21 protein-coding genes are annotated in these 22,793 nt (G+C 64.2%); 4 read left to right on the top strand and 17 right to left on the bottom strand.

Annotated features, from left to right (window positions below; translation table 11 throughout):
- Positions 1-253: 253 nt before the first annotated feature.
- Positions 254-1,471, top strand: a complete 1,218-nt coding sequence (locus KO539_RS09850; protein WP_035818476.1) for an MFS transporter — start codon at positions 254-256, stop codon at positions 1,469-1,471.
- A 43-nt stretch (positions 1,472-1,514) separates the two neighbouring features.
- Here the strand turns inward: KO539_RS09850 and KO539_RS09845 are convergent, their stop codons facing one another.
- From KO539_RS09845 to KO539_RS09830, 4 genes are read right to left on the bottom strand one after another with little or no spacing between them, the layout of a single operon-like run.
- Positions 1,515-1,919, bottom strand: a complete 405-nt coding sequence (locus KO539_RS09845) for a hypothetical protein (RefSeq protein WP_219308901.1) — start codon at positions 1,917-1,919, stop codon at positions 1,515-1,517.
- 52 nt (positions 1,920-1,971) lie between these two features.
- Positions 1,972-2,499 (bottom strand): hypothetical protein, encoded by a 528-nt coding sequence (locus KO539_RS09840; protein WP_219308899.1) that lies wholly within the window; start codon positions 2,497-2,499, stop codon positions 1,972-1,974.
- A gap of 16 nt (positions 2,500-2,515) precedes the next feature.
- Complete coding sequence (locus KO539_RS09835; protein ID WP_219308898.1) at positions 2,516-4,051, bottom strand: ATP-binding protein; 1,536 nt, start codon at positions 4,049-4,051, stop codon at positions 2,516-2,518.
- Positions 4,052-4,062: 11 nt separating this feature from the next.
- Positions 4,063-4,893 carry an alpha/beta fold hydrolase gene (locus KO539_RS09830; protein ID WP_219308897.1) on the bottom strand — a complete coding sequence of 277 codons (831 nt, stop codon included), beginning with the start codon at positions 4,891-4,893 and terminating at the stop codon, positions 4,063-4,065.
- A 233-nt stretch (positions 4,894-5,126) separates the two neighbouring features.
- On the opposite strand from KO539_RS09830, the gene KO539_RS09825 reads away from it, so the two are divergent.
- The gene (locus KO539_RS09825) at positions 5,127-6,386 is read left to right on the top strand and encodes a PepSY domain-containing protein (RefSeq protein WP_219308896.1); all 1,260 of its coding nucleotides are present in this window, start codon (positions 5,127-5,129) and stop codon (positions 6,384-6,386) included.
- Positions 6,387-6,658: 272 nt separating this feature from the next.
- The gene (locus KO539_RS09820; protein ID WP_257626219.1) at positions 6,659-8,962 is read left to right on the top strand and encodes a TonB-dependent receptor; all 2,304 of its coding nucleotides are present in this window, start codon (positions 6,659-6,661) and stop codon (positions 8,960-8,962) included.
- Here the strand turns inward: KO539_RS09820 and mdcH are convergent.
- Genes mdcH through mdcA form a run of 9 tightly spaced genes read right to left on the bottom strand, consistent with a single transcriptional unit; the run spans position 8,959 to position 16,240 of the window.
- Complete coding sequence (gene mdcH / locus KO539_RS09815) at positions 8,959-9,897, bottom strand: malonate decarboxylase subunit epsilon (protein ID WP_219308894.1); 939 nt, start codon at positions 9,895-9,897, stop codon at positions 8,959-8,961. The two genes, KO539_RS09820 and mdcH, sit on opposite strands and share 4 nt — an antisense overlap.
- On the bottom strand, positions 9,894-10,502 hold the full coding sequence (locus tag KO539_RS09810; RefSeq protein ID WP_219308893.1) for a malonate decarboxylase holo-ACP synthase: 609 nt from the start codon (positions 10,500-10,502) through the stop codon (positions 9,894-9,896). The genes mdcH and KO539_RS09810 overlap by 4 nt, the downstream gene beginning before the upstream one ends.
- Complete coding sequence (madM, locus tag KO539_RS09805; RefSeq protein WP_219308892.1) at positions 10,502-11,266, bottom strand: malonate transporter subunit MadM; 765 nt, start codon at positions 11,264-11,266, stop codon at positions 10,502-10,504. Before madM ends, KO539_RS09810 begins: the two co-directional genes overlap by 1 nt.
- A complete protein-coding gene (madL, locus tag KO539_RS09800; RefSeq protein WP_219308891.1) occupies positions 11,259-11,675 on the bottom strand; it encodes a malonate transporter subunit MadL in 417 nt (138 codons plus the stop codon). The genes madM and madL overlap by 8 nt, the downstream gene beginning before the upstream one ends.
- A 55-nt stretch (positions 11,676-11,730) precedes the next feature.
- Entirely contained in the window at positions 11,731-12,543 is an 813-nt protein-coding gene (gene mdcE, locus KO539_RS09795) for a biotin-independent malonate decarboxylase subunit gamma (protein WP_219308890.1), read from the bottom strand.
- Positions 12,540-13,394 carry a biotin-independent malonate decarboxylase subunit beta gene (locus tag KO539_RS09790; protein WP_219308889.1) on the bottom strand — a complete coding sequence of 285 codons (855 nt, stop codon included), beginning with the start codon at positions 13,392-13,394 and terminating at the stop codon, positions 12,540-12,542. The genes mdcE and KO539_RS09790 overlap by 4 nt, the downstream gene beginning before the upstream one ends.
- Positions 13,391-13,699 (bottom strand): malonate decarboxylase subunit delta, encoded by a 309-nt coding sequence (locus tag KO539_RS09785; protein ID WP_176390669.1) that lies wholly within the window; start codon positions 13,697-13,699, stop codon positions 13,391-13,393. The genes KO539_RS09790 and KO539_RS09785 overlap by 4 nt, the downstream gene beginning before the upstream one ends.
- The gene (locus KO539_RS09780) at positions 13,686-14,567 is read right to left on the bottom strand and encodes a triphosphoribosyl-dephospho-CoA synthase (RefSeq protein ID WP_374106377.1); all 882 of its coding nucleotides are present in this window, start codon (positions 14,565-14,567) and stop codon (positions 13,686-13,688) included. Before KO539_RS09780 ends, KO539_RS09785 begins: the two co-directional genes overlap by 14 nt.
- Positions 14,567-16,240, bottom strand: coding sequence for a malonate decarboxylase subunit alpha (mdcA, locus tag KO539_RS09775; RefSeq protein WP_219308885.1), 1,674 nt, complete (start codon positions 16,238-16,240; stop codon positions 14,567-14,569). The genes KO539_RS09780 and mdcA overlap by 1 nt, the downstream gene beginning before the upstream one ends.
- A 119-nt stretch (positions 16,241-16,359) precedes the next feature.
- On the opposite strand from mdcA, the gene KO539_RS09770 reads away from it, so the two are divergent.
- Positions 16,360-17,283 carry a LysR family transcriptional regulator gene (locus tag KO539_RS09770; RefSeq protein ID WP_219308883.1) on the top strand — a complete coding sequence of 308 codons (924 nt, stop codon included), beginning with the start codon at positions 16,360-16,362 and terminating at the stop codon, positions 17,281-17,283.
- A gap of 40 nt (positions 17,284-17,323) precedes the next feature.
- Here the strand turns inward: KO539_RS09770 and KO539_RS09765 are convergent, their stop codons facing one another.
- The 4 genes from KO539_RS09765 to KO539_RS09750 form a co-directional block, all read right to left on the bottom strand.
- Positions 17,324-17,683, bottom strand: coding sequence for a hypothetical protein (locus KO539_RS09765; protein WP_219308882.1), 360 nt, complete (start codon positions 17,681-17,683; stop codon positions 17,324-17,326).
- A gap of 98 nt (positions 17,684-17,781) precedes the next feature.
- Positions 17,782-19,611, bottom strand: a complete 1,830-nt coding sequence (locus KO539_RS09760; RefSeq protein WP_219308880.1) for a glycoside hydrolase family 15 protein — start codon at positions 19,609-19,611, stop codon at positions 17,782-17,784.
- A gap of 3 nt (positions 19,612-19,614) precedes the next feature.
- Positions 19,615-20,376 (bottom strand): trehalose-phosphatase, encoded by a 762-nt coding sequence (gene otsB, locus KO539_RS09755; RefSeq protein WP_099403486.1) that lies wholly within the window; start codon positions 20,374-20,376, stop codon positions 19,615-19,617.
- The gene (locus tag KO539_RS09750) at positions 20,376-22,640 is read right to left on the bottom strand and encodes a trehalose-6-phosphate synthase (RefSeq protein WP_257626218.1); all 2,265 of its coding nucleotides are present in this window, start codon (positions 22,638-22,640) and stop codon (positions 20,376-20,378) included. Before KO539_RS09750 ends, otsB begins: the two co-directional genes overlap by 1 nt.
- Between the last annotated feature and the right edge of the window lie 153 nt (positions 22,641-22,793).

Raw genomic sequence — 22,793 nt, 5'->3', positions numbered from 1 at the left:
GTCTGCCCTGTGGCGGAATCGCGCAGATTCCGTGTTATCGTTAACAACAAGCGCAAGCGCGGTTGTGTGCAGTGCAGCAGATTTTAGCCATCGCCCAGCAGAGCTCGCCCGAATCTTTTACAATGTTGTCCTTGGGCAGTTACTATCGCCCGAAAATACCGGCCAGCCGTCGACTCTGGTGGCGCATTGCCACTTCCGGCCGGGCCACAGCACGCCTCTTCACCCTGTCATTGCTTACCCAACTAACAAGAACATGCACGCATCCGTAGATCCCCTGATTCCGCGCGTCACCGCGCCTTTTGGCGCCGGCTATGCCGACCTGGCCCTGGCCATCGGCGGCCTCGCCATCGGCACGGGCGAATTCGCCTCCATGAGCATCCTGCCCGTGGTGGCCGACGACCTGGGCACGACCTTGCCGCAGATGAGCCACATGATCAGCGCCTACGCGCTGGGCGTGGTCGTCGGCGCGCCCCTGATCACGATCTTCCTGGCGCGCATGCCGCGCCGGCTGATGCTGATCTGTCTGATGCTGATGTTCGCTGGCGGCAACTTGCTCAGCGCTATTGCCCCTAATTACGGCTTGCTGGTCGTGGCGCGTTTTGTCGCCGGCATCCCGCATGGCGCCTATTTCGGCGTCGCGGCGCTGGTGGCGGCCGCGCTGGCCGAACCGGACAAGCGGGGCCAGGCCGTGGCCAGGGTCCTGATGGGCTTGACCGTGGCCAATATCTTCGGCGTGCCGCTGGCCACGTATATCGGCCAGACCCTCGGCTGGCGCTCGGCCTTTTTGCTGGTCGCCGCGCTGGGCTTGCTGACCATGCTGATGGTGCGCATCTTCGTGCCGATGGTCGCTGCCGGCGATTCCAGCCCGCGCCGCGAACTGGGCGTGTTCCGCCGCCTGCAAGTGTGGCTGACCCTGCTGATGGTGGCGATCGGCTTCGGCGGCATGTTCGCCGTCTACACCTTCATCACGCCAACCTTGCTGGAAATCACGAAAGTGTCGCCGCTGGTCATTTCCATCTTGCTGGCCATTATTGGCGTGGGCATGACGGTGGGTAACCTGATCGGCGGCTGGCTGGCCGACCGCTCGCGCCTGTGGACGATCTTTGGCGTGCTGCTGTGGAACGTGGCCGCCCTGGCCGCGTTTACTTATACGAGCAGCAACGTCTGGCTGACGGCAATTAACCTGTTCGCCATCGGCGCCGGCATCGCCGTCGCTCCCGCCGTACAGACGCGCTTGATGGACGTGGCCGGCGACGCGCAAACCGTGGCCGCCGCCCTCAACCATTCCGCCTTCAACATCGCCAACGCGCTGGGCGCCTGGGCCGGCGGCATCGCCATCGCCATGGGCATGGGCTTGCGTTCGACGGGCTGGGTCGGCGCCATGCTGGCCTGCGGCGGCATCGTCGTGCTCGGCATTTCCGTGCTGGTGGAAAACCGCAGCCGCAATGTGGGCGGCGCGCAACCAGCCTGATGGAATAAGCAGGCGGCCGCTGGCGCGTCAGCGCCCGGCGGCCTTAAGCGTCCACCCACGCAAACAGCGCCTTGTCCGGCGTGGCAGAGCGATGCCAGTTCGATTTCAATTCCATCAGAAATCCGGCCAGATCGCATGGCTGGACATTCAGGTCCGCCCATGGCGCCGTTCTGGACCATGCCACGGCAAGCGCCAGCAAGTCGTCATCCGCCATCCGGCCTATCGCTTGCGCAAGCGCATCATTGAATACGTGAATGTCGCGCCCCTCGATCCGCAGGGGCCGCAGCACCGGTTCTGCCGACTGGGTCAGCAATTGACCCAGCGATGCAAAATCGAGTTCCCCTGGCAAGGTGATGCCGGTGACGGGAAACGCATCGAAGGCCTCTTCCCAGCTGGAACAGGCGCGCATCCCGGCGTCGGAACAGACAAAAATATCGATTTTCTTCATGTAATCAAGTCATGTATCAGTACGGCTGTTTATTGAGAAGCTCAAGTTTCGTTCAGCAAGGCACGCCCTGCCGATCCGACCTCTCGCGGTCATACAGCCGTTCAAAGGCGCCGACATCGCCCGCTTCTGCCCACAAGCTTGCGATGTAGTCGAATTCCAGTTCGAAGGGCTGCTGAAAATCGGGCACGTCGAGCGCGTATTCGCAGTTGCGGCTCAGCATGACCAGCCAGTCGGGATAATCGAGCGCCGGGTACAAGCGGGTCAAGATGGCGTCGAGCGAAGACACGCTTTCGCGCCCTGCCAGATAAGCGGCACGCAACTCGTCGATGTATTTGCCAGCGAGGAATTGCTGATCGAGCCGCTGCGCGCCACGGTAGCGCTCAATGATCACGTCGGCCAGCGGCAGCACCTCGTCAACACCCCGGGCGCTGGCCAGCAGCACGATATCGAGGTCCTCGCCTTCCTGATCCAGGCGCAGGCGTTCCACGGCCCAGTCCACGCAGCGGTCCGCCGGGGCAAAACCCATCTGCAGCTGGAAAACGGCGAGCTCCAATTCCGTCAGTTGTTGCATGATTTTCATTTTTCTGATGCCCTCCTCACTCCGCCTGCAGCATCTTTTGCAGCACTGCATCGAGCTCGTAAAAATCCACGGGCTTGGTCAGGTGCAAATCGAAGCCCGCATCGGATGCCATCTGGCGGTCCTTGTCCTGGCCCCAGCCCGTGACGGCCACGAGGATGGCGTCCTTGCCGCAGGGTTCACTACGCAACAGCCGCGCCACGTCGTAGCCATTCATATGCGGCAAGCCGATATCGAGCAGGATCACTTGCGGCATGAAAACTTGCGCCGCCGCCATGCCGGCCGGGCCATCGTAGGCCGTGCGCACTTCATAGCCGAGGATATCGAGCGCCAGCGCCAGGCTTTCGGCCGCGTCGGCGCTGTCGTCGATGACCAGCACCTTGCCCTCGCGCGTGCCGGCCAGCAAGCGGCGGTTAGATTCGGGCGGCGCCAGCAAAGGCACGGCGGGCAGCGGCAGACGCAATGTAAAGGTGCTGCCCTGCCCCACCCCATCGCTGTGCGCGCTGATGCTGCCGCCATGCAATTCGGCCAGGCCACGCACCAGCGACAGGCCGATGCCCAGCCCGCCCTGAGCCCGCGACAGGGCCGGCTCCAGCTGCGAAAACAGGTCAAATACCTTGTCCAGGTGCTCGGGCGCGATGCCGATGCCCGAATCGCGCACGGTAATGTGTACGTCGTTTTCCGTGCATGCCACGTCCAGCCCGATGACGCCGTTGGCGGGCGTGTACTTGACGGCGTTGGTCAGCAGGTTGCCGATCATCTGCCCCAGGCGCGTCGCGTCGGCATCGAGCCAGATGGCTTGCGGCCATTGCTCCACCAGCACCTTGTGGCCCGATTGCGCCGCCAGCTCGGCCACACTGTGCAGGGCCGCTTCCACCACGGGCGCCAGTTCCACGCTGGCGCGGCGCAGTTCCAGACGGCCCTGCGTGATGCGCGACACTTCCATCAAATCGTCGACCAGGTGCGTCATGTGGCCCACCTGCCGGCCCAGCACGTCGCGCGCCCAGCGCAGCTGCGGGTCATCCAGCTGCGCCAGGCGCAACACTTCCAGCACATTGCGCATGGGCGCCAGCGGATTGCGCAGCTCGTGCGCCAGGGTGGCCAGGAACTCGTCCTTGCGCCGGTCGGCGGCCGCCAGTTGCTCGTTGAGCTCGCCTGCCTCCTTGCGCGCCAGTTGTAGCTGCTGCTCGTACTTGCGCCGGTCGCTGGCGACAAAGGCGGCGATCTCGTCATATCGCACGCCGTCATGCACGCGGCGCACGGCGTTGAACAGCATGGGGATGGATTGCCCCTGGCGCTGGCGCATGTCGAGCAATATTTCCGATACGCTGCCTTGCACCTGCATCAACGGCAGCCAGTGCGTCTGGTGAAACACGCGCCCGCCGATGGTCAGCAAGTCCTGCAACTTCTTTTTCCCGATCAATTCTTCGGCGCCATAGCCGAGCCAGCCGCAAAACGTGGCGTTCGCCTGGACGATGGTACCGTCGGCCGTGCACAGCAGCAAACCGCAAGCCGCGTGCTGGAACAAGGTAGTGGTATCAGGCAAGGAAGGCATCGTGTCGCGCATTACAGGTGCAGGCCGTCGAGAAAGCGGCGGATGGCGCGGTAGCTGGCATCGGGCGCGCTCATGTGCGGGCAATGGCCGACATTGTCGACCACGTGCAGGCTGCTGTGCGGCAGCATCTCGCGCAGGTATTCGCCCACAAACGGCGGCGCGATGAAGTCGTCGCTGCATTGCACGATCAGGGCCGGTGTGCTGTTGTGCGGCAAGACGGCGCGGTGGTCGGACAAAAAAGTGGCTTGCGCGAAATGCCGGGCGATGGCGGGATCCGTGCGGCAAAAGCTGCTCACCAGGTCTTGCCCCAGCGCCGGCTGGCCGGGCGCGCCCATGATGGCAGGCGCCATGCCGGCGGACCAGCCCAGGTAATTGCTGTCCATGGCATCGAGCAAGTCGTCGATATCGGCACGGCTGAAGCCGCCACGGTAGCCGGCCGCCGCATCGTCGACATAGCACGGTGACGGCGCCAGCATGACTTGCGCGGCGAACAGCTCCGGTTCGGCAATGGCCGCCAGCAAGGCGCTCATGGCGCTGACGGAATGGCCGACGCAAATCACGGGGCCGCCGCCAACGGCATGGATGACACGGCGCAAATCGGCGCCATGCGCGTCGAGCCGCGCGTAGCTTTCGAAATCATAGGCGCCCAGGTCCGAAGCGCCGCTGCCGACCAGGTCGAACAGCACGGTGCGGTAGTGGGGGCGAAACAGCGGCTCCAGGTAGCGCCACATGGTTTGATCGCAGCCAAAGCCATGCATGAACACCATGGTGGTTGCCGCGTGCCTTGGGGGCACGGCGCTGCATTCGCGAATGCGGACATTGTTCCGGTCTTCTATGCGCATGCCGCTTCAGCCTTGAGTATTTCCATGTGGAATGTATATTAACTTCTTGCTAGCATCTTAGCATGCGCTATTTAACATTGGGCAACACCATTGGCGCTGGACAAACGCCACGCCACGGCGGATAATGAGAACGATTCCCATTATCAAAATGCCAGGCTCGTGCCTGGCCCTGTGCGCCCCGGTGGCGCCCGCTGGCGGCAACAAGCCGGTTTCATGTTGAAGGTTTGTACCGCATGCGCGCTTTCTGGACTGTCATACACCGCTGGGCCGGTCTCACCATCGCCCTCTTCCTCATCGTTGCGGGCCTCACGGGCGCCGTCACCTCGTGGGACCACGAACTGGACGAGTGGCTCAACGCGGACATCATGGACACGCCGGGCCGCGGTCCCCTGCAGCAACCATTTGCGCTGGCGCAAAAAGTCGCCGCCGCCGATCCGCGCGTGGAAGTCAATTACATGACCCTGGGCCTGGAAGAAGGTCATGCGGGCGCCTTCATGGTGCGCCCATTGACCGACCCGGCCACGAACAAGCCGTTCGTGCTCGACTACAACACCGTCTACATCGACCCCGTCACGGCGCAGATCACGGGCACGCGCGATTCGACGGCCATCTCCCTGTCGCGCCGCAGCCTGATGCCATTCCTGCGCCATCTGCACTACAGCCTGCACGTGCCCGCCTTCTGGGGTACGGACCGCTGGGGTTACTGGCTGATGGGGACAGTTGCCCTGATCTGGCTGCTCGACAGCATGGTGGCGTTTTACCTGACCACGCCGCGCCGTTTGCGCCCGCGCGCGCAAGACGAAACGCCGCGCCACCGCGACGCCGCCAGCTGGTGGCAGCGGTGGAAACCGTCGTGGGTCGTGCGCTGGGCGGCCGGCGGCTACAAGCTCAATTTCGATCTGCACCGCGCGGGCGGCCTGTGGGTGTGGGCCGTCATTATTGTTGTCGCGTTTACCTCGTTCTCGCTGAACCTGTACCGCGAAGTGTTCTATCCCGTCATGTCGCTCGTGTCCACCACCACGCCGGGACCGTACGAAACGCAGACGCCGGCGCCCTACGGCACGTACATCACGCCCATGATCGGTTTCGAGCAAGCCGTGGACATCGCCAAAAAGCAAGCCATGCAGCGCGGCATCACCTCGCCCATCGGCGGCATTTATTATGGCGGCAATTACTCGTTCTACAACGTCTCCTTCTTCGACCCGGCCGACGAATTCGGCGCGGCCGGCATGGGCCTGTCGAACCTCTACGTCGACGGCATGGACGGCAGCATCATCGGCCAGCACAAACCGTGGGAAGGCACGGCGGCCGACGTCTTCGTGCAACTGCAATTCCCCCTGCACTCGGGCCGCATCCTCGGCTTGCCGGGTCGCATCATGATGTCCTTCATGGGCGTGATGGTGGCCATGCTGTCGGTGACGGGCATCGTCATCTGGGAGCGCAAACGGCGCGCGCGCCGGCTGCAGGCAAAAAAGCCATTGCAATTTACCTGAAGCAGCGATTCCCTAACGGCGCAGGCACAACGCGCAACTAATAATAGCGGCCATCCCACCTCCGCACTTTGCTAGACGGTAGCCGGCTCATGCCGGCTGTCCGCGCTGCGCTTTCCCCTTATCAAATGCAGTTTACTTGCATTAGCATTCCGCGCGAGCTATTATTGCAACTCAATTGCATCTATACCTTCGCGCTGCGCATGCGTCCAGCGCCAGCACCCCATTCCGTCTTTTTAGAGAGTCTTATGCGCCATCACGTATTCGCAGCCGCCATGCTGTCCACTGCCCCGCTCGCTTACGCGGCGGACGACGTCACCTTGCAGACCATCAAAGTCCGGGCAGACAAGCCTTCCAGCATCGACAGCGTCGTTCTGGTCGAGAATACGCAAGCCCAGAACAGGACCTTGGGCAACATGCTCGAGCATGTCTCGGGCGTACAAAGCAGCGCCTTCGGGCCGAATGCGGGCGCACCGGTGATACGCAGCCTGAGCGGCAGCCGCGTGCAGATACTCGAAGATGGCCAGTCCATCCTCGGCATGAATGCGCTCAGCGGCGACATCAACATCCCGTTCGATCCCCTGTTTGCGCGCAGCGTGACCGTCAACAAATCGTCCGATAGCGTGCGTTTCGGCGGCAATGCGATTGGCGGCAGCGTCGACGTCGATTCCGGCCTCATTTCCAGGAAAATGGAGAGCAAGGAGAAAGACCTGGAATTCGTCCTGCGCAAGGGCTTCAACGATGCCGACGCCCAGGGCTTGCGCATGAACTTCAACGATGGGAAGCGCTTCTCGACGAATCTGCAAATGTCATTCCAGAAGATCGGGCATTACGATATTCCGGGCAACAGCAAGGCGGGCGTGTGCAACAGCCAGCTGTTCCCAAAGAGCGGCGGCGTGAATACCTTTCTGGCCGACAGTTGCCAGAAAGAAGCGAGGATCCAGCAAATCTACAACAAGGCGTCGCAACCGTTTATCGACCAGTTCATGACGGAAAATCCGGACTGGGCGGACGGTGATTTTTCCTTCTATACGAATCAGCCCACGTCCGTCTGGCAGCGCAAGACCTACGTCAATCCGGCCAACCCCGCTTACGTGCCCGGTACGCCCAAGACGGTGCAGAACAAGATCAACAAGGACGTGACTCCCGACTACCACGGCACCCTGGGCAACAGCCATGCCAGCAATTCCCACTTTGCCGTCGGCAGCACCTACTTTTTCGATCGCGGCTACGTGGCCGTCAGCCTCGACACCAAGAATAGCGAGTATGGCGTGCCGGGCTTTTCCATGGAAAACAAGTCGTTCGGCGCGAACTATGACGAGGGACTGCCCGTCGGCGTGGTGATCAGCCAGGATAAATATGCGCTGGAAGCCAAGCTGCTCGACCCCGTCGCGTATATGGAAAGCGCGCAGCTGCGCGTGTCCCGTTTGAGCAATACGTCGGGAGAACGCCTCGGCGCGGCCAAGGCGAACGATTACCAGTTCGACACCAATCAGGCCGAACTGCTGCTGGCACACCGGCGCGCGGGTCCATTGAGCGGCTTGCTTGGCCTGAGCCATCAATCCCGGGATATCGCCGGCAGCGGGACGCAGCTGTACCTGCCCGATGCGAGCACAGTCAGCAATGCCCTGTTCGTCAAGGAGAGCCTCGACTTCGACTGGGCCACTTTCGATGCCGGTTTTCGTCATGAAAAAGTGGACCACGAGCTCCGCAAGAGCGGATTCAAGACGTCGAGGAATGCGAAAAATGTCAAACTCGAGGACAAGTCGTTCAGCCTGAACAGCTATAGCCTGGGGGCTTCGGCCAAGCTAGGCCAGCTTTTCGGCGCGAAGCTGCGCTATGCCTCCTCGGAAAGAGCGCCCGACGTCAATGAGTTGTACGCGAGCAACCGCCACTATTCGATCATGACGCAGGAAGAAGGCAACCAGAACCTGAAGGCCGAGCGCGCGCGGAATACCGAGCTTACGGGCTTATTCGCCAATCGCGGCTTCCAGCTGTCCGCAACGGGCTACGTCATGAAGTACGAGAACTATCTCTACCTTGGCCACTCGGGCGCCCAGATGGCCAATCGCCTGCCCTTGAAATATTGGAAGCAGACCGATACGACGGTCAGGGGATTCGAGATCGACGCCTCCCAGGTGATTCAGCTTGGCAGCTACGGCAAGCTGAACCTCTCTGCATTTGCCGACCTGGTCAAGAACAAGGCGGACAATCCTGACAAACTGCGCGCGCACAACGACGGCGCCTATCTGCCCAACATGCCCACCAACCGCTATGGCGCCAACGTGCTGTGGGAAAACAAGGGGTGGAAGACCCGGCTTTCCAGCACCTGGTACGACAAGCAGAAGTACCTGGGCAAAAGCGTCAGCGAGGAAGTGCCGCTCGACGGCTACACCATGGTGAACTTCCAGGTGAGCCGCGCACTGCAGGTGCCGAATTCACCGTTCGCAGGCCTCGAAGTATTTATTAGCGGCACCAACCTGCTCGATAACGATGCCAGGCCGCACAATTCCCCACTGAAATATATCGCGCCCTTGCCGGGCCGGGGTTTCCAGATTGGGTTGAGCGCCAAGCTTTAAAGCACGGTACCACCGCGCTCCCTGCCCACCAGCGCCAGCAGGCTGTCGCCCCGGTTGCCGTCGGAGCTGACGGCCACGCCATCCGTGAAGTCGGGTGCCGTCAGCCGCGTGAGGACGCTGCCGGGCGGCATTTCCACTGCCAGCCGTGCGCCCCGCTCCCACGCCAGGCGCACGGTACTGCTCCACTGCACGCGCTGCGCCATGTTGGCGGCCAGGCTGTCGCGGATGCGGGCCGGGTCGAACAGCGCGCGCGCCGCGCTGCTGCTCAGGTAGACGAGCGATGGCCGGCGCACTACCACACCATCGAAGGCGGCAGCCATGTCGCCTGCGGCGGCCTCCATCAACGGGCAATGCGACGGCACGCTGACGGCCAGGCGCTTGGCCTTGCTGGCGCCATGCGCCAGGGCCAGCGCCATCACGGCGTGCAAGGCGGCTTCGCTGCCGGCAATGGCGATCTGGCGCGGCGCGTTCAGGTTGGCGACATACACGGGCGTGGCCGCGCCATGCACCTGCGCCAGCAAGGGTTCCAGCTGCGCAAGATCAAGTCCGATGATGGCCGCCATGCCGTAGCCGGCCGGATACGCTTGTTCCATCAACTCTCCGCGCCGCGCCACCAGGCGCACGGCATCGGTGAAATCGAGCGCGCCGGCGACGACGGCCGCCGCATACTCTCCGATGGAAAAGCCGGCCACCATGTCCGGCAGCGCGCCGCGCGCGACCAAGGAACGCGCCATGGCCACGCCCGCAATCAGCAAGCACAGTTGCACGGCCCGCGTCGAGGCCAGCGCGTCAGCCGTATCGAGCGCCAAAGGATCGTGGCCCAGCACGTCAGCCGCTTCGGCCAGAGCCGCCGCCACGGGCAAGTCGTCGGGCAGCGCATGCAGCATGCCCGGAGTCTGGGCGCCCTGCCCCGGAAAAGTAAATAACACGCTCATGCCAGCTCCCATGGCGTGGCCGTCAGCACGGGACCGCGGTCCGTTTTCAGCAAGACCTTGGCCCGCCCCGCCGCCCACTCGGCATACGCAAAGCCGCCACGGCCCGTGTCGATCTGCAGGTCCAGCCGGCACGCCGTGACAGTGGCCGCGATGGCGCGCAGGGCCTCGGCCTGGGCGGCGTCCGGCGGCGCGGCGATGCGCAGCACAAGATCGAGATCGCTGTCGGCGCGCAGCACGGGCAAGCTGCTCGCCAGCGCGAAACCCACGCCGCCCGTCGGCCCCCAGGCCCAGCCCGTGGCGTCAAGCAGCGGCGCCACCAGCCGTAGCGCGTCGAGCGCGGCACAGGAAAAATCCGCCACTGGCGCATGCGCCAGCATTTCCGGCGTCACGCGGCGCACGATGGCGGCAGCGTCTATTTCAAACCCGTGCCGCTCGCTGCGCAGCATGCCGCGCAAGCCCACGGGGATGCGCCCGGGCGAGCAGCTGGCGCGCCGCACCACCACCGGTGCGGCCTGCAGCCAGGCGGCGTCGGCCCAGGTGGGCAAGCATGCGTCGTCCGGCAGGCCGTCCAGCCACAGCAAATCATGCGCGCGCCAGGCGTCCATCAGGCCACCACCGCCTTGACGGCAAAGAACAGCAACGATGGTCCCAGCAAGCAGCCCAGGCCCGTATGAAAGGTGGCGACCAGCGCGCCGTACGGCACCAGTTTGCGGTCGGTGGCGGCCAGGCCCGCCGAGACGCCGCTGACGGTGCCGGCCAGGCCGCCGAAGACCATGGCCGAACGCGGCGTTTTCAGGCGCAAAAAGCGCGCCGCGGCGGGCGTGCCGACCATCACCAGGATGGCCTTGATGAGACCCGCCGCGATACTCAGGGCCATGACGTCGGAACTGGCGCCGATGGCCGCGCCCGTGACGGGGCCGACGATGTACGTGACGGCGCCGGCGCCGATGGTGGTCATGCTGACGGCGTCCGAATAGCCAAACGCATACGCGACGCCGGCGCCGACGAGAAATGGCAGCACCACGCCCAGCATCAGCGCCACGACGCCGATCAGGCCAGCCTTGCGCGCCTCAGTCGCCTGCACTTCGAAGGCGGTGGCGACGATGGCAAAATCGCGCAGCATGGCGCCGCCCATCAGGCCGATGCCGCCGAACAGCGACAAATCGGCCAGGCCCTTGTGGCCGCCGCTATGCACGCCGCCCCAGTAAGCGAGGCCCAGGCCGATCACGATGGCAATGGCCGAACCGTGCACGCGGCCCAGGGTCAGATATTTCGACAGCGCCACCGATACCAGCATGATCAGGCCGACAAAGGCGAATGCCGTCACGAGGCCGTTGTGGATGGCGGCTTTTTCAAATATCTCAAGCATGACGGTGCTCCTTGATCAGCATCGGGTCGGCTTCGGCGGAAGGGTTTTCCATGCGCGGATTTTCCATCCTGTTCATCAGAGAAATCACTGCGCCGCAGACCAGCACGGAACCGATGGCGGCCAGCACGGCCACCGGGCCGCCGCGCAAGGCGGCCACGACGTCCTGCTGCGCCGCCATCGCCACCACCACGGGAATATACATGGCGCCCCAGTATTCGACGCCCCGCTCCGTCATCTGCGGCAGCCAGGCGCGGCGCTGCATGTAGAGCCGGGCGCAGATCAGCAGCAGCATGGCGATGCCCACGCCGCCCACGTTGGTCTTGACGCCCATCAGCTGCCCGAGCAGGTCGCCCAGGAAGATGCCGAGCAAATGGCACAGGGCCAGCAGTGCGGTTCCGTAAATGATCATGATTTGTCTCCGTTATAGGAATAGGAATGACTTGGTGTCTTCTCTGTTGTTTCACTTACCACTGCTGCCCCAGCACCTCCCTGACTTTAGCCGACGCCTGGCGGTGCGGCGCGCCCAGGCGGCCGGACAGGTCGCGCTGCGGATCGGCGCGGATGTCGGCCAGCGCCGCCTGCAGGCTGCCCTGCACCTGTGCCAGATCAAGCTGGGACGGATCGTCCGGCTGCGCCACCTGCAAGGTTTGCCACAGCAAGCCCAGGGTGGCGTAGTTGCCAATGTCGTAGGCCATCGGCGCGATGGTGGCAGCCAGCGATTCGAGCGCCGCCACCGTGCGCAGGGTGATGCGGGCGGCCGAGGCCTTGCCCATCGCATGCACCATCACTTGCGGATCGTCGAGCGCGATCAGGCGGTTGGCCTGGTAGCCGTGGGCGAGGAAGGCGCCCGACATGGCCTTGCCGACGATCAGGCCAATCACGGGATGGCCAGCCAGGCGCGCCTCGGCATACGCCCCCGCCGCGCCGGCCAGCGCCTGGTGGATGCCGTACGCTTCTTCGCGCCGGCCGTACGCCTGGCTGGCCACGTCGATGACGGCGACGATGGGCCGCTTCACGGCCAGGTCGCGGTCCTCCAACACCACCTGCCGCACGGCGCGCGCCAGCTGCCACGCCTCGACCAGGCCGATTTCACCGGTGCGGGCGCGCGAAAAACGGTTGTCCGGGTCGGGCAGCACGGCGAGGTAGCGCGCAGTTTCTCCGGCCAGCGGCGCGTCGACCACGCGCACGGAAGGCGGATAACCGTCCAGCGGCGCAGCGTTATTCGTGAGTGCCGCCAGCCAGACGGCGCCCCGGCTCGTATCGGTGATGGCGTTCATGCTGCGGTTCCTTTGCTGTAGATGCTGCGCACGGCTTGCGGCGTGGCTTGCGGCCCGGCGTCCACTTGCGCCAGGCGGGCGAGAAAATCGTCGGCCTGGCTGCTGCGGTGCTGTGCCGGCACGCCGCGTGCGAACAATGCGGCCACGGCGGCGCGCATCTGCGCCGTATCGTCCTCGACATAGGCGTCGGCCAGGCCGCTGTGGAAACGCTGCTCGCCGCCCGTGAGGCTCCAGATGAACGGTTTGTTGCGCGAGTCGAATTCGTCCACGCCCGCCTCCTGTTCGATCACGACCGGCCCGTTCAAGCCCAATCGTGCTTCGCGCGTGACGACCAGATAGCTGCACAGGCCCGCCGCAATCGACATGCCGCCGTAGCAGCCCACCGTGCCAGCCGTAATCCCGATCACGGGCTGGTAGCGGCGCAGGTCGACAATGGCCGCATGGATGTCGGCGATGGCAGCGAGACCCAGATTGGCTTCCTGCAGGCGCACGCCGCCCGTCTCGAACAGGATCACGGCGCGTGTCGGTATTCCCTGGCGGTTGTCGCGCGCCGCCAGTTCCAGCGCGCCGGCGATTTTCGCGCCGCCCACTTCGCCCATGCTGCCGCCCTGGTAGGCGCCCTCGATGGCCAGCACCACGGCAGGCTGGCCGCCGAACAGGCCCTTGGCCACCACCACGCCATCATCCGCCTGGGCCGTCACGCCTTGTTGCGGCAGCCACGGTGAAGCGATGCCGCAGAACGGGTCGAGCAGTTCGCGCATGCTGCCAGCGTCCAGCAAGGCCCTGGCCCGGCTGCGCGCCCCGCGTTCGATGAAGCTGTCGCGCTCCAGCAATTCCTTCAAGGTGCTCATGCCGTCCTCCCCGCTTGCAATTCTTCGTAGGCTTGCTCGATGCGCATGCGCACCACGCCCGGCGTGGCGCCGCAATCGTTGATGACGATGCGCGCCGCCGGCAGCGGCTCGCCGCCGAATACGCGCTGCAACAGCGCATCCCACACGGCGCCCTTGCCGTCGACCGAGGTGTTGACGACGATGCGGGTCACGCCATCGTCGCCTGGCTGCAGCAGCACTTCCAGATCGCCCGAGCCGACGACGCCGGCCAGCGCGCGGCTAGACGCCGGCTGCCCGGCCGGGAATGTATAGTCACGCGTTTCCATGCGCTTCTCCTTGTGTCAATCGGTCGAGGAACAGGGTCGCCGCCAGCAGATCGGCCGCGCCGCCCGGCGACACGCCGCGCGCCAGCGCCACCGCTTCCAGCGCCAGCAGCGCCTTGGCGCCATCTGCCGTGGCCGCGCCGCCGGCCGCCAGCACCCGCGCCGCCCCCGTTTGCAATGCCAGCAAGGCAGACTCGCCGCCGCGCGACAGCACACAGGTGTCGTCCAGCAGGCTGACTATCGCCAGCAAGGCGTTCAGGCGCGCCGTCGTCTCGTTGTCGCCGCGTGCCCGCGAGGCGTGCAAGGCTGGCAATCCAGCGCCCGTCACCAGCGGAAAGCCGGCCCGGGCCTGGCCCCGTGCGCCATCGACCTGATACTGGCGGCAGGCCAGCTCGCCCTTGTTGCCGGTGGCGCCAGGCGCGCCGCGGTCATGCAAACGGGCCAGCGCACCGGCCCGCGCCGCCACGGCTGTTGGTGCCAGCGATGCGCCGCGCGCGCCCTGCTGCGCCGCCGCCGTCACCAGGAGGCCCAGCGCCCAGATGGCGCCCCGGTGCGTGTTCACGCCGCCCGTCGCCGCCAGCATCAGCGCCTCGCCATCGCGGCCGATGGCGCCGATGCGCTGGCGCAGCTGGTCGTCGTCTTCACTCTGCGCGCCAGCGTCGGCCATGGCGGCAAACACGGGCTCCAGCAAGCAGGCCGAATGGCACATCAGGGCCCAGTTCAAGTCCGTGTGTGCGCCACGGCTGCGCAAATCGACCAAGCCCGGTTTCGGTGTCAGGGTCACTTCATCGAGCAGCGCCTGCAGCACTTGCCGTCCCAGCGCGGCAGAACGTTCGCGCACCGACACTGTCATCGTCATCGTGGTCGTCATTACCAGCTCCTGAATTTGGCGGGTGGTTGATACAGGCCGTCCGACCATTCGACCAGGTCGGCGATGCTTTTTGCCGCCAGCAGCGAGCGGTTCGCCGCGCCGCGCTGCACGCCGATATCCTCGGGCAGCGCGATCAGGCCGTCGGCGCGCAACTTGGCCGTCGTCTTCGGGTCGTGGCGCAGGCCAATGGGCGTCACGCCGGCGACCGCCGCCAGCATGGCCTTGCGCTCATCGAGCGAACGGGCCTTGTACAAATAGGCGATGCCCTCTTCCGTCAGCACGTGGGTGACGTCGTCGCCATAGATCATCACGGGCGCCAGCGGCATGCCGCTGGCCTGGCCCACGGCGACGGCGTCGAGCGATTCGACGATGGTGGGCTGGCCGCCGTCCTGAAACGTTTCGACCATCTGCACCACCAGCTTCTTGCCGCGCGCGAGCGGGTCGTCCGTCTCGATCAGGTCCAGCCAGGCCGGTGTCGGGTGGCGCCGGCCATGCGGATCGTGGCCCATGTTGGGCGCGCCGCCAAAACCCGCCAGTCGGCCATTCGTCACGGTCGACGAGTTGCCCAGGCCATCCATCTGCAAGGTGGCGCCGATGAACAGGTCGACCGCGTACTGGCCCGCCAGCTGGCACAGGGCGCGGTTCGAGCGCATCGAACCGTCGCGGCCCGTGAAGAACACGTCGGGCCGGGCCGCCGCATAACCTTCCATGCCCAGTTCCGCGCCGAAGCAGTGCACGCTCTCGACCCAGCCCGTCTCAATGGCGGGGATCAGGGTCGGATGGGGGTTGAGCACCCAGTTGCGGCAAATCTTGCCTTTCAAGCCCAACTGCTCTCCATACGTGGGCAAAATCAGCTCGATGGCGGCCGTATTGAAACCGATGCCGTGATTCAGCGACTGCACCTGGTGCTTTTCATACACGCCGCGGATCGCCATCATGGCCATCAGCACGTGCACGGGCTTGATCACGCGCGGGTCGCGGGTAAACAGCGGTTCAATGAAAAACGGTTTGTCGGACTGCACGACGAAATCGATCCACGAGCCAGGCACGTCGACCCTGGGTAAATCGCTGACGTCGTCGACGATCTGGTTGACCTGGGCGATGACGATGCCGTCGCGGAAGGCGGCCGACTCCACCAGAGTCGGCGTGTCCTCGGTGCTGGGGCCCGTGTACAGATTGCCCTGGCGGTCGGCCATGTAGCCTGCCACCATGACGACGTTGGGCGTGAGGTCGACGAACAGGCGCGCATACAGCTCGATATAGGTGTGGATGGCGCCCACTTCCAGCAAGCCATCCTGCAGAAACTGGGCGATGCGCAGGCTTTGCGTGCCGGCAAACGAGAAATCGAGCTTGCGGGCGATGCCCCGCTCGAACAGGTCGAGGTGTTCGGGCAGGCTGACGCTGGGCATGATCAGGTGCAGATGGTGGATCTTGTCGGGGTTGACCTGGGTCAGCATGCGGGCGAGGAAATCGGCCTGCTTCTGGTTATTGCCTTCGAGAACGACGCGGTCGCCCGGCGCTAGCAGCGCTTCGAGCACGGCGACCATGTCGCCCTGTTGCAGCACGGGGCCGCTCGCGTACTGGCGCACGGCGTCCAGGCGGCGGCGCTTCTCGGTGCGCCGCGTGTCCCATTGTTTTTGCCGCTGCCCTGGCGCTGCTGTGGCGGTTGACATCTTGCCTCCGAATTGAGCTATCGAAGCCTGACGATAGAGCGAAAACGGAGGCGCGACAATCAACCTGCTACCATGTTCATTACTCTGAAGTTAATGAACTCCCTTGAAAGAGGCTAGTCATGGCCATCAACGAAGAAATCACGCTGAAAAAGCTCGAGGTTTTTCTCAGCTTTATGGAATTGAACAACCTGGCAAGGGTGGCCGATGCGCTGGGCCAGAGCACGGTCAGCGTGCACCGCGCCCTGCACTCGCTGGAAGACGGCTTGCGCTGTCCCCTGTTCAAGCGCGAGGGCCGCAGCCTGATCCCTCTGCATGCGGCCTACACCTTTGCCGAATCGGCGCGGCGCGCGCTGGCCGAGTGCGAGGAAGGCGTGCGCAAGGTGCGCGAAATGTCGGGCATCAACCCCGTGCGCCTGAAGATCGGCTCGCTGTATTCATTGACCCTGCACTGCATCCCGCAGCTGGTGATCGCCCTGAAGCTGCGCCGGCCCGGCCTCGACATCGACCTGACCCTGGGCTCGAACCGCGAACTGCTGCAAAGCCTGGCCGATGGACGTTTGGACGCCATCATCGTCGGCGTGCAGGAAGACGAACAGCATGCGGGCCTCGTCGCCGTGCCCCTGTTCCAGGACGACATCTACCTGGCCGCACCGCTAGCCTCGCCGTATGCGGGCGCCGCATCGGTGGACTTGCAACTACTGCGCAACGACAAATTCGTCACCCTGAACGAAGGTTTCGTCACCTCGCAAAGCTTCAACCACGCGTTCGACCTGGCGGGATTCGTGCCCGACACGGCCATGCGGGTCGGCGACATCTTCTCGCTGATCAACCTGGTCAGCGGCGGCATCGGCTACAGCCTGCTGCCCGGCCGCGTGCGCGCCTTCAGCTCGCGCATCGAACTGATTCCGCTGGACGCGCGCTACGGCTCGCACCAGCAAATCACCCTGCTGATGCTGAGCAGCCGCGAGCGCGACCCGAATTTGCTGGCGCTGGCGGCGGAGTGCAGGTTGTATGGACGTGGCGAGCGCGCAACTGGCAACTGAAATGGCGTCGCAGGAGCGCCGCGAGCATGCCTGTATCAACTCAAGTTGGAAACTCTCCGCGCATATAGGTTTTCCAGAGATTGTCGATAAAGTCGATCTCGACTTTATTCTGGCATGCCTGCGCAATCAGGCCCAGATCGTCCGACACGTAGCCAGCAAGGTCGGCATTTTCAGTGACTTGATACACTTTCTTGAATGCGATCTCCCTGATCTCCTTCACTTGGGCGCCTTCAGATGGACAAGATGAGCTCACTTTTTCGTAGCTGGCACACCATGCGCCATCAAACTCAGCAGATTCCCTGTCGTCCAATGCAGCATCCCAATCAGTCTCTTTCTGGAAAATAGTCTCAAGAAAAAGGCTGTCATTTATTGTCGCTAAAATGTCGTTTTCGGTCGTCATCTCGATATTTCATATTGATCAGTGTAGATGCCATTCGGCATTTCGTGTTCTGGCGCACCAAGGCGGGTGATGACCTGGCGCGGAATGACACGGTACGATTAAATCGCGCTATCCCAAGGCGCCGACAAGCGCACCGCGCAATTAATCAAGCCCACCATCGAATACGTCTGCGGGAAGTTCCCCCACATTTCCCCCGTCACGGGATGCGTATCTTCCGACAGCAAGCCCAGGTGATTGCGCGCCAGCAGCATGGTCTCGAAGATCTTGCGCGCTTCGTCTTTCCTGCCGATGCGCGCCAGGGCGTCGATGCGCCAGAAGGTGCAGATATTGAAGGCCGTTTCCGGCTTGCCGAAGTCGTCGGGCGCTTCGTAGCGGCGCATATAGGGGCCGTCGCACAGCGATGCTTCGAGCGCATCGACTGTCGCGATGAAACGCGGGTCCATGGGGTCGATGAAGTTGACTTCCGCCATCAGCAGGACGGACGCGTCGAGGTCGCGCCCGCCCAGGCTTTCCGCGAAGGCCTGGCGCTCTTCGCTCCACGCTTCGCGCAGTAATCTTTCGCGTATCAGCACGGCGCGGCTGTTCCAGTGGTCGGCGCGGTCCGGCAAGCCCAGTTTATGGGCGACCTTGGCCAGGCGGTCGCAGGCGGCCCAGCTCATCAGCATGGACGAGGTGTGGACTCTTGCCCGCGTGCGCAGTTCCCACATGCCCGCGTCCGGTTCTGCGTGCAACCGAAAGGCCTGGTCGCCCACGGCTTCCAGCGCGGCGAACTCGGCCTTGCCGGCCCGGTGGAACAAGCGATGGTCAAGAAACGCTTGCGCCGCGCCCAAGACGATATTGCCGTAGACGTCGTGCTGGAAATGTTCCTGCGCCTGGTTGCCCACGCGCACGGGGCCGTTGCCGCGGTAGCCGGGCAAGTGGTCGAGCATGGATTCAGGCAGTTGCTCTTCCAGGCCGATGCCGTACAGGGGCTGGATGTGGCCGCCTTTCGAGCGGGCAACGATGTTCGTCAGCCAGCGCAAATACTCTTCCATCGTGCCCACTTCGGACAAACTATTGAGTGCGCGCACGACAAAGAAGGCGTCGCGCAGCCAGCAGTAGCGGTAATCCCAGTTGCGGCTGCTGCCGGGCGCTTCCGGGATGCTGGTGGTCATGGCGGCGATGATGGCGCCCGTGTCTTCATATAAAGACAGTTTTAATGTGATGGCCGCGCGGATGACCACGTCCTGCCATTCCAGCGGCACGGCCAGGCGGCGTGTGTAGGTGCGCCAATAATTGATGGTTTCCTTTTCGAAGATGCGCGCCGTCTCGTCGATGCCGCCGGCCAGGGTTTCATCGGGGCCCAGCAGGAAGTTGGCCGTGCCGCCCAGCACGAAGTACGTTTCACTCAGCACATAGTTGAGCGATACATCGGTGTTCAGGCGCAAGGTCTGTTCCGGCCCCACGTAGCGGATGTGGTGGCTGCCCTGCGTGATCTGCGGCGCCAGTTTGCCCCAGTCGTAGCGGGGGCGCAGGCGGACACGGATGCGCACGGCGTGGTCGAGCGGGCGCACGCGGCGGATCAGCATCAGCGGGCGGAACATGCGGTCGCGGCTGAGGAATCGGGGCGCGAAATCCGTGATTTCCACGCCGCGCCCCTGCGTGTCGTACAGCCGCGTGCGCAGCACGGCCGTGTTCGGCTCGTAGAATTGCTCGCTGCGGGCAAAGTTTTCAATGTCGATGGCCCACACGCTGCCGTTTTCCGTGGCGTCCAGCAAGCCGTTGAAGACCGGGTCGCCATCGAAACGGGGCAGGCACGACCAGACGACTTGCCCCGCCTGGTCGATCAGGGCGCTGAAGGCGCAATTGCCCACCACGCCGCAGTTGAGGGACGCTTGCGCGGGCACGCCGCCGGGGGCGTCATCAGCTTGTTCTGGGGATATGGTCATCGGCTACTCCTTGAAAGGGGATACGGACGCGGCCAGCAGCACCGTGCGCAAGGCGCCGGGGCTGGCCAGGCGCAGGGTGGCGGCGCTGAGACCCTTGCCCACTTTCACGCCCTGCCCGCCTGCTTGTTGTACAAAGGCAAAGCCTGCCTCGTCGGTGGTGTCATCGCCCGCAAACACGGGCCGGCGGCCGGCGAATGGCGCCTCCACCATGAAGGCGGCGATGGCGCCACCCTTGTCCGTGGCCGCCGGCTTGGCTTCCAGGACCATTTTGCCATGCAACAGCAATACCCCCGGGCACGCTTGCACGGCCGCCGTCATTTCGTGCACGCACAATTGCTCGAGTTCGGGCGCCAGCCGGTAATGCAGGGCCACGGCGCCGCGCTTGTGTTCCACCAGCAAGCCGGGATATATCGCCGCCAGCGCCTGGGCGCGGGCCAGCACGGGCGAGACGTCGGGCGTGGCCGCCACATGCAGCACACCATCGGCATCGCGCCGCTCCACGCCGTGCACGCCGGCAACCGGCAGGGTCAAGGGCGCCAGCATGGCGTCGATCTGGGCGATGGGACGGCCGGAAATGAGGGCCAGCGCGCCGCCATGGCGTTCGGCCAGCAGCGCCAGCGCTTCGACCACGCCCCCTTCCAGGCGCACGCCGTCGGGCGTGGAAGCCAGGTCGACCAGGGTGCCGTCGAAATCGAGGAAAACGGCGCTGCCGGGCGTGCTCAGCAATTGCAACAGAGCCGCGCTATCGTCAGGTGTATCGTCCATCAGATCCCCTTGCGCCGCTTGATGCGGCTGTGGGCATCGATCTTGGTCATGACCTTGTCGCGCTGCCGCAAACGGGCCGCGTCCAGCAGCATGCGCCCGGCCCAGCGGTAGACATTGAAATGCTTGACTCGCGCCCGCATGCTCTTCATGCGCTCGCGCTGCTCCACGGGCGGCATCACAAGAGCGCGGTACAGGGCATCGGCGCCCTGCTCGATATGGTAGGGGTTGATGATCAGCGCTTCATGCAGCTCGCGCGCGGCGCCCGTAAACTGGCTCAGCACCAGCACGCCCAGCTCGTCGTCGCGGGCGGCGATGAATTCCTTGGCCACCAGGTTCATGCCGTCATGCAAGCTCGTCACCATGCACACTTCGGAAGCGCGGAAATAGCGCTGCAAATCGTCCTGGCCATGGTGTTCGGCTTTGAGCAGGATGGGCACATAGTCTCCGCTGCCGAAGCGGCGGTTGATGCGCTCGACCATCTTGCGCACCCGGGCGTCGAAACTTTGGTATTCATCGAGCGAAGCGCGGCTGGGGGCGGCGATTTGCACGAAGGTAAAATTGCCCACCATGCCAGGCTGCTGTTCCAGCATACGCTCGACGGCCTGGAAGCGCTCGACGATGCCTTTGGTGTAGTCGAGGCGGTCCACGCCGATGCCCAGCAAGTGGTCGGGCGCCACGCCCAGTTCGCTGCGAATTTGCGCGCGGCACGTGGCCACGTCGGGCTGCGCCGGATTGTCTTCCGGCCAGGCGATGGAAATCGGATAATCCTCGACCTGCGTCATCTCGCCGCCATACGAAATCGTGGAAGCCTCGGGCTCGATGCGGGTTTCCAGGTAGCGATCCACCGTTTCGAGGAAATTCTTGCGGTGGAATGGCGTGTGGAAGCCGAGAATCGTACTGCCCAGCAAGCCGTCGAGGATTTCTTCGCGCCAAGGGCAAATGCCGAACGATTCCGAGTTCGGCCAAGGAATATGCCAGAAAGTAATAATCGTCGCCTTCGGCAAGGCTTCGCGCACCATGCGCGGCAACAAAGCAAAGTGGTAATCCTGCACCAGCACGACGGGGTTGTCCGTCTTCGCTTCGGCGATGACGGCGTCGGCGAAGCGCCGGTTGACTTTCACGTACTGTTCCCAATCGGACGAGCGGAACACGGGGCGCACGTGGGCGATATGGCACAGCGGCCACATGCCTTCATTGGCAAAGCCATAATAATAGCCCTGCTCTTCCTCGTCCGTCAGCCACACGCGGCGCAAGGTATAGCTGGGGTTGTCGGGCGGCACGGGCACGTGGTCGAGTTTATCGACCGTCTCGCGGTCGGCGGAACCGGCGCCATGCGCGATCCACGTGCCGGAACACGCGCGCATCACGGCTTCCACGGCCGTCACCAGGCCGCTGGCCGGGCGCTGCACCGCTATTCCATCTTCCGTTTTGGTGTGGATGTACGGCTCGCGGTTCGACACCACCAGCACCTGGTCGCCCTGCAAGTCCGCCTCCAGCAAGGCGCGCAGCTTGTCCGGCGTCCAGTCGGACGACCAGCCGTTATCGCCCTGGCGTTCCAAATGGTATTCCTGCAGCAATTCGCGCAAGTCGCCGATCAGCGGCTGCATTTCCGGCGGTGGCGCGGGCGCGGCGGCGGGTGCGGCGGCGGCCACTGCCCCATTACTTTTCGGCAGCAACTCGCCCCGTAAAATATCCTTCACGGCCGCCAGCCAGCCGCGCCAGCTCAGGTGCGCCACGAACACGGTCATCAGGGAAATCAGCACGGCCAGCACGGCCAGGAAGGCAAAGATAAAACGTTTGGTATCGGTATTGCGGCGCTCGACAAAGCTCATGTCCTGCACCAGCACCAGACGGCCCAGCTGCGATGCATCCTGCATGACAGGCGTTTCGCTGAGGTGGACCTGGCCTTGCGGCAATTGCGCCAGGGATTTGTACAGGCCGCCCGTGGGAGGCGTGCTCCAGCAACCGATGGAAGCGGGGTATTGCGCGGATTGGTACAGCAAGTGGCCCGCGTTGTCGCAAAAGCCGATGGCGATCAGGCGTTCGTCGCGCGTGGCGCCCTGGAACAGTTCGCTGATGCGCGTGGCGTCTTGCGCGGGCAGGTATTCGGTGAGCGAGGGCCGGAGGGTTCCAGCGAGCAATTCTGCCCGGCTGTCGAGGTCGCGCACGTACCAGCGCAGGGTGATGTTGTCGAGCAGGGGTACTACGATATAAGCAAACAGTCCCAGCACCAGGGCCAGTGGCAGGATGAAGCGCAAGGACATTCGGAGTGATCGTACTATCATCGTTTTCCTTTGCAAAAACAAAAAGCATGGCAAGTATGACTATGTTTCCGCTGCGGCGACGCCCGTTTGCTTTCCGTATTGAAACGTCAACGTGACATGGCGCAGCGCAGCAATTTCGTCCAGTATCCACCT

The sequence above is a fragment of the Janthinobacterium sp. NKUCC06_STL genome, assembly GCF_019345455.1.
Taxonomy (GTDB): Bacteria; Pseudomonadota; Gammaproteobacteria; order Burkholderiales; family Burkholderiaceae_D; genus Janthinobacterium; species Janthinobacterium rivuli.
Note: the sequence above shows the minus strand (reverse complement) of the source record. Positions and strands in the feature narration are given on the sequence as shown.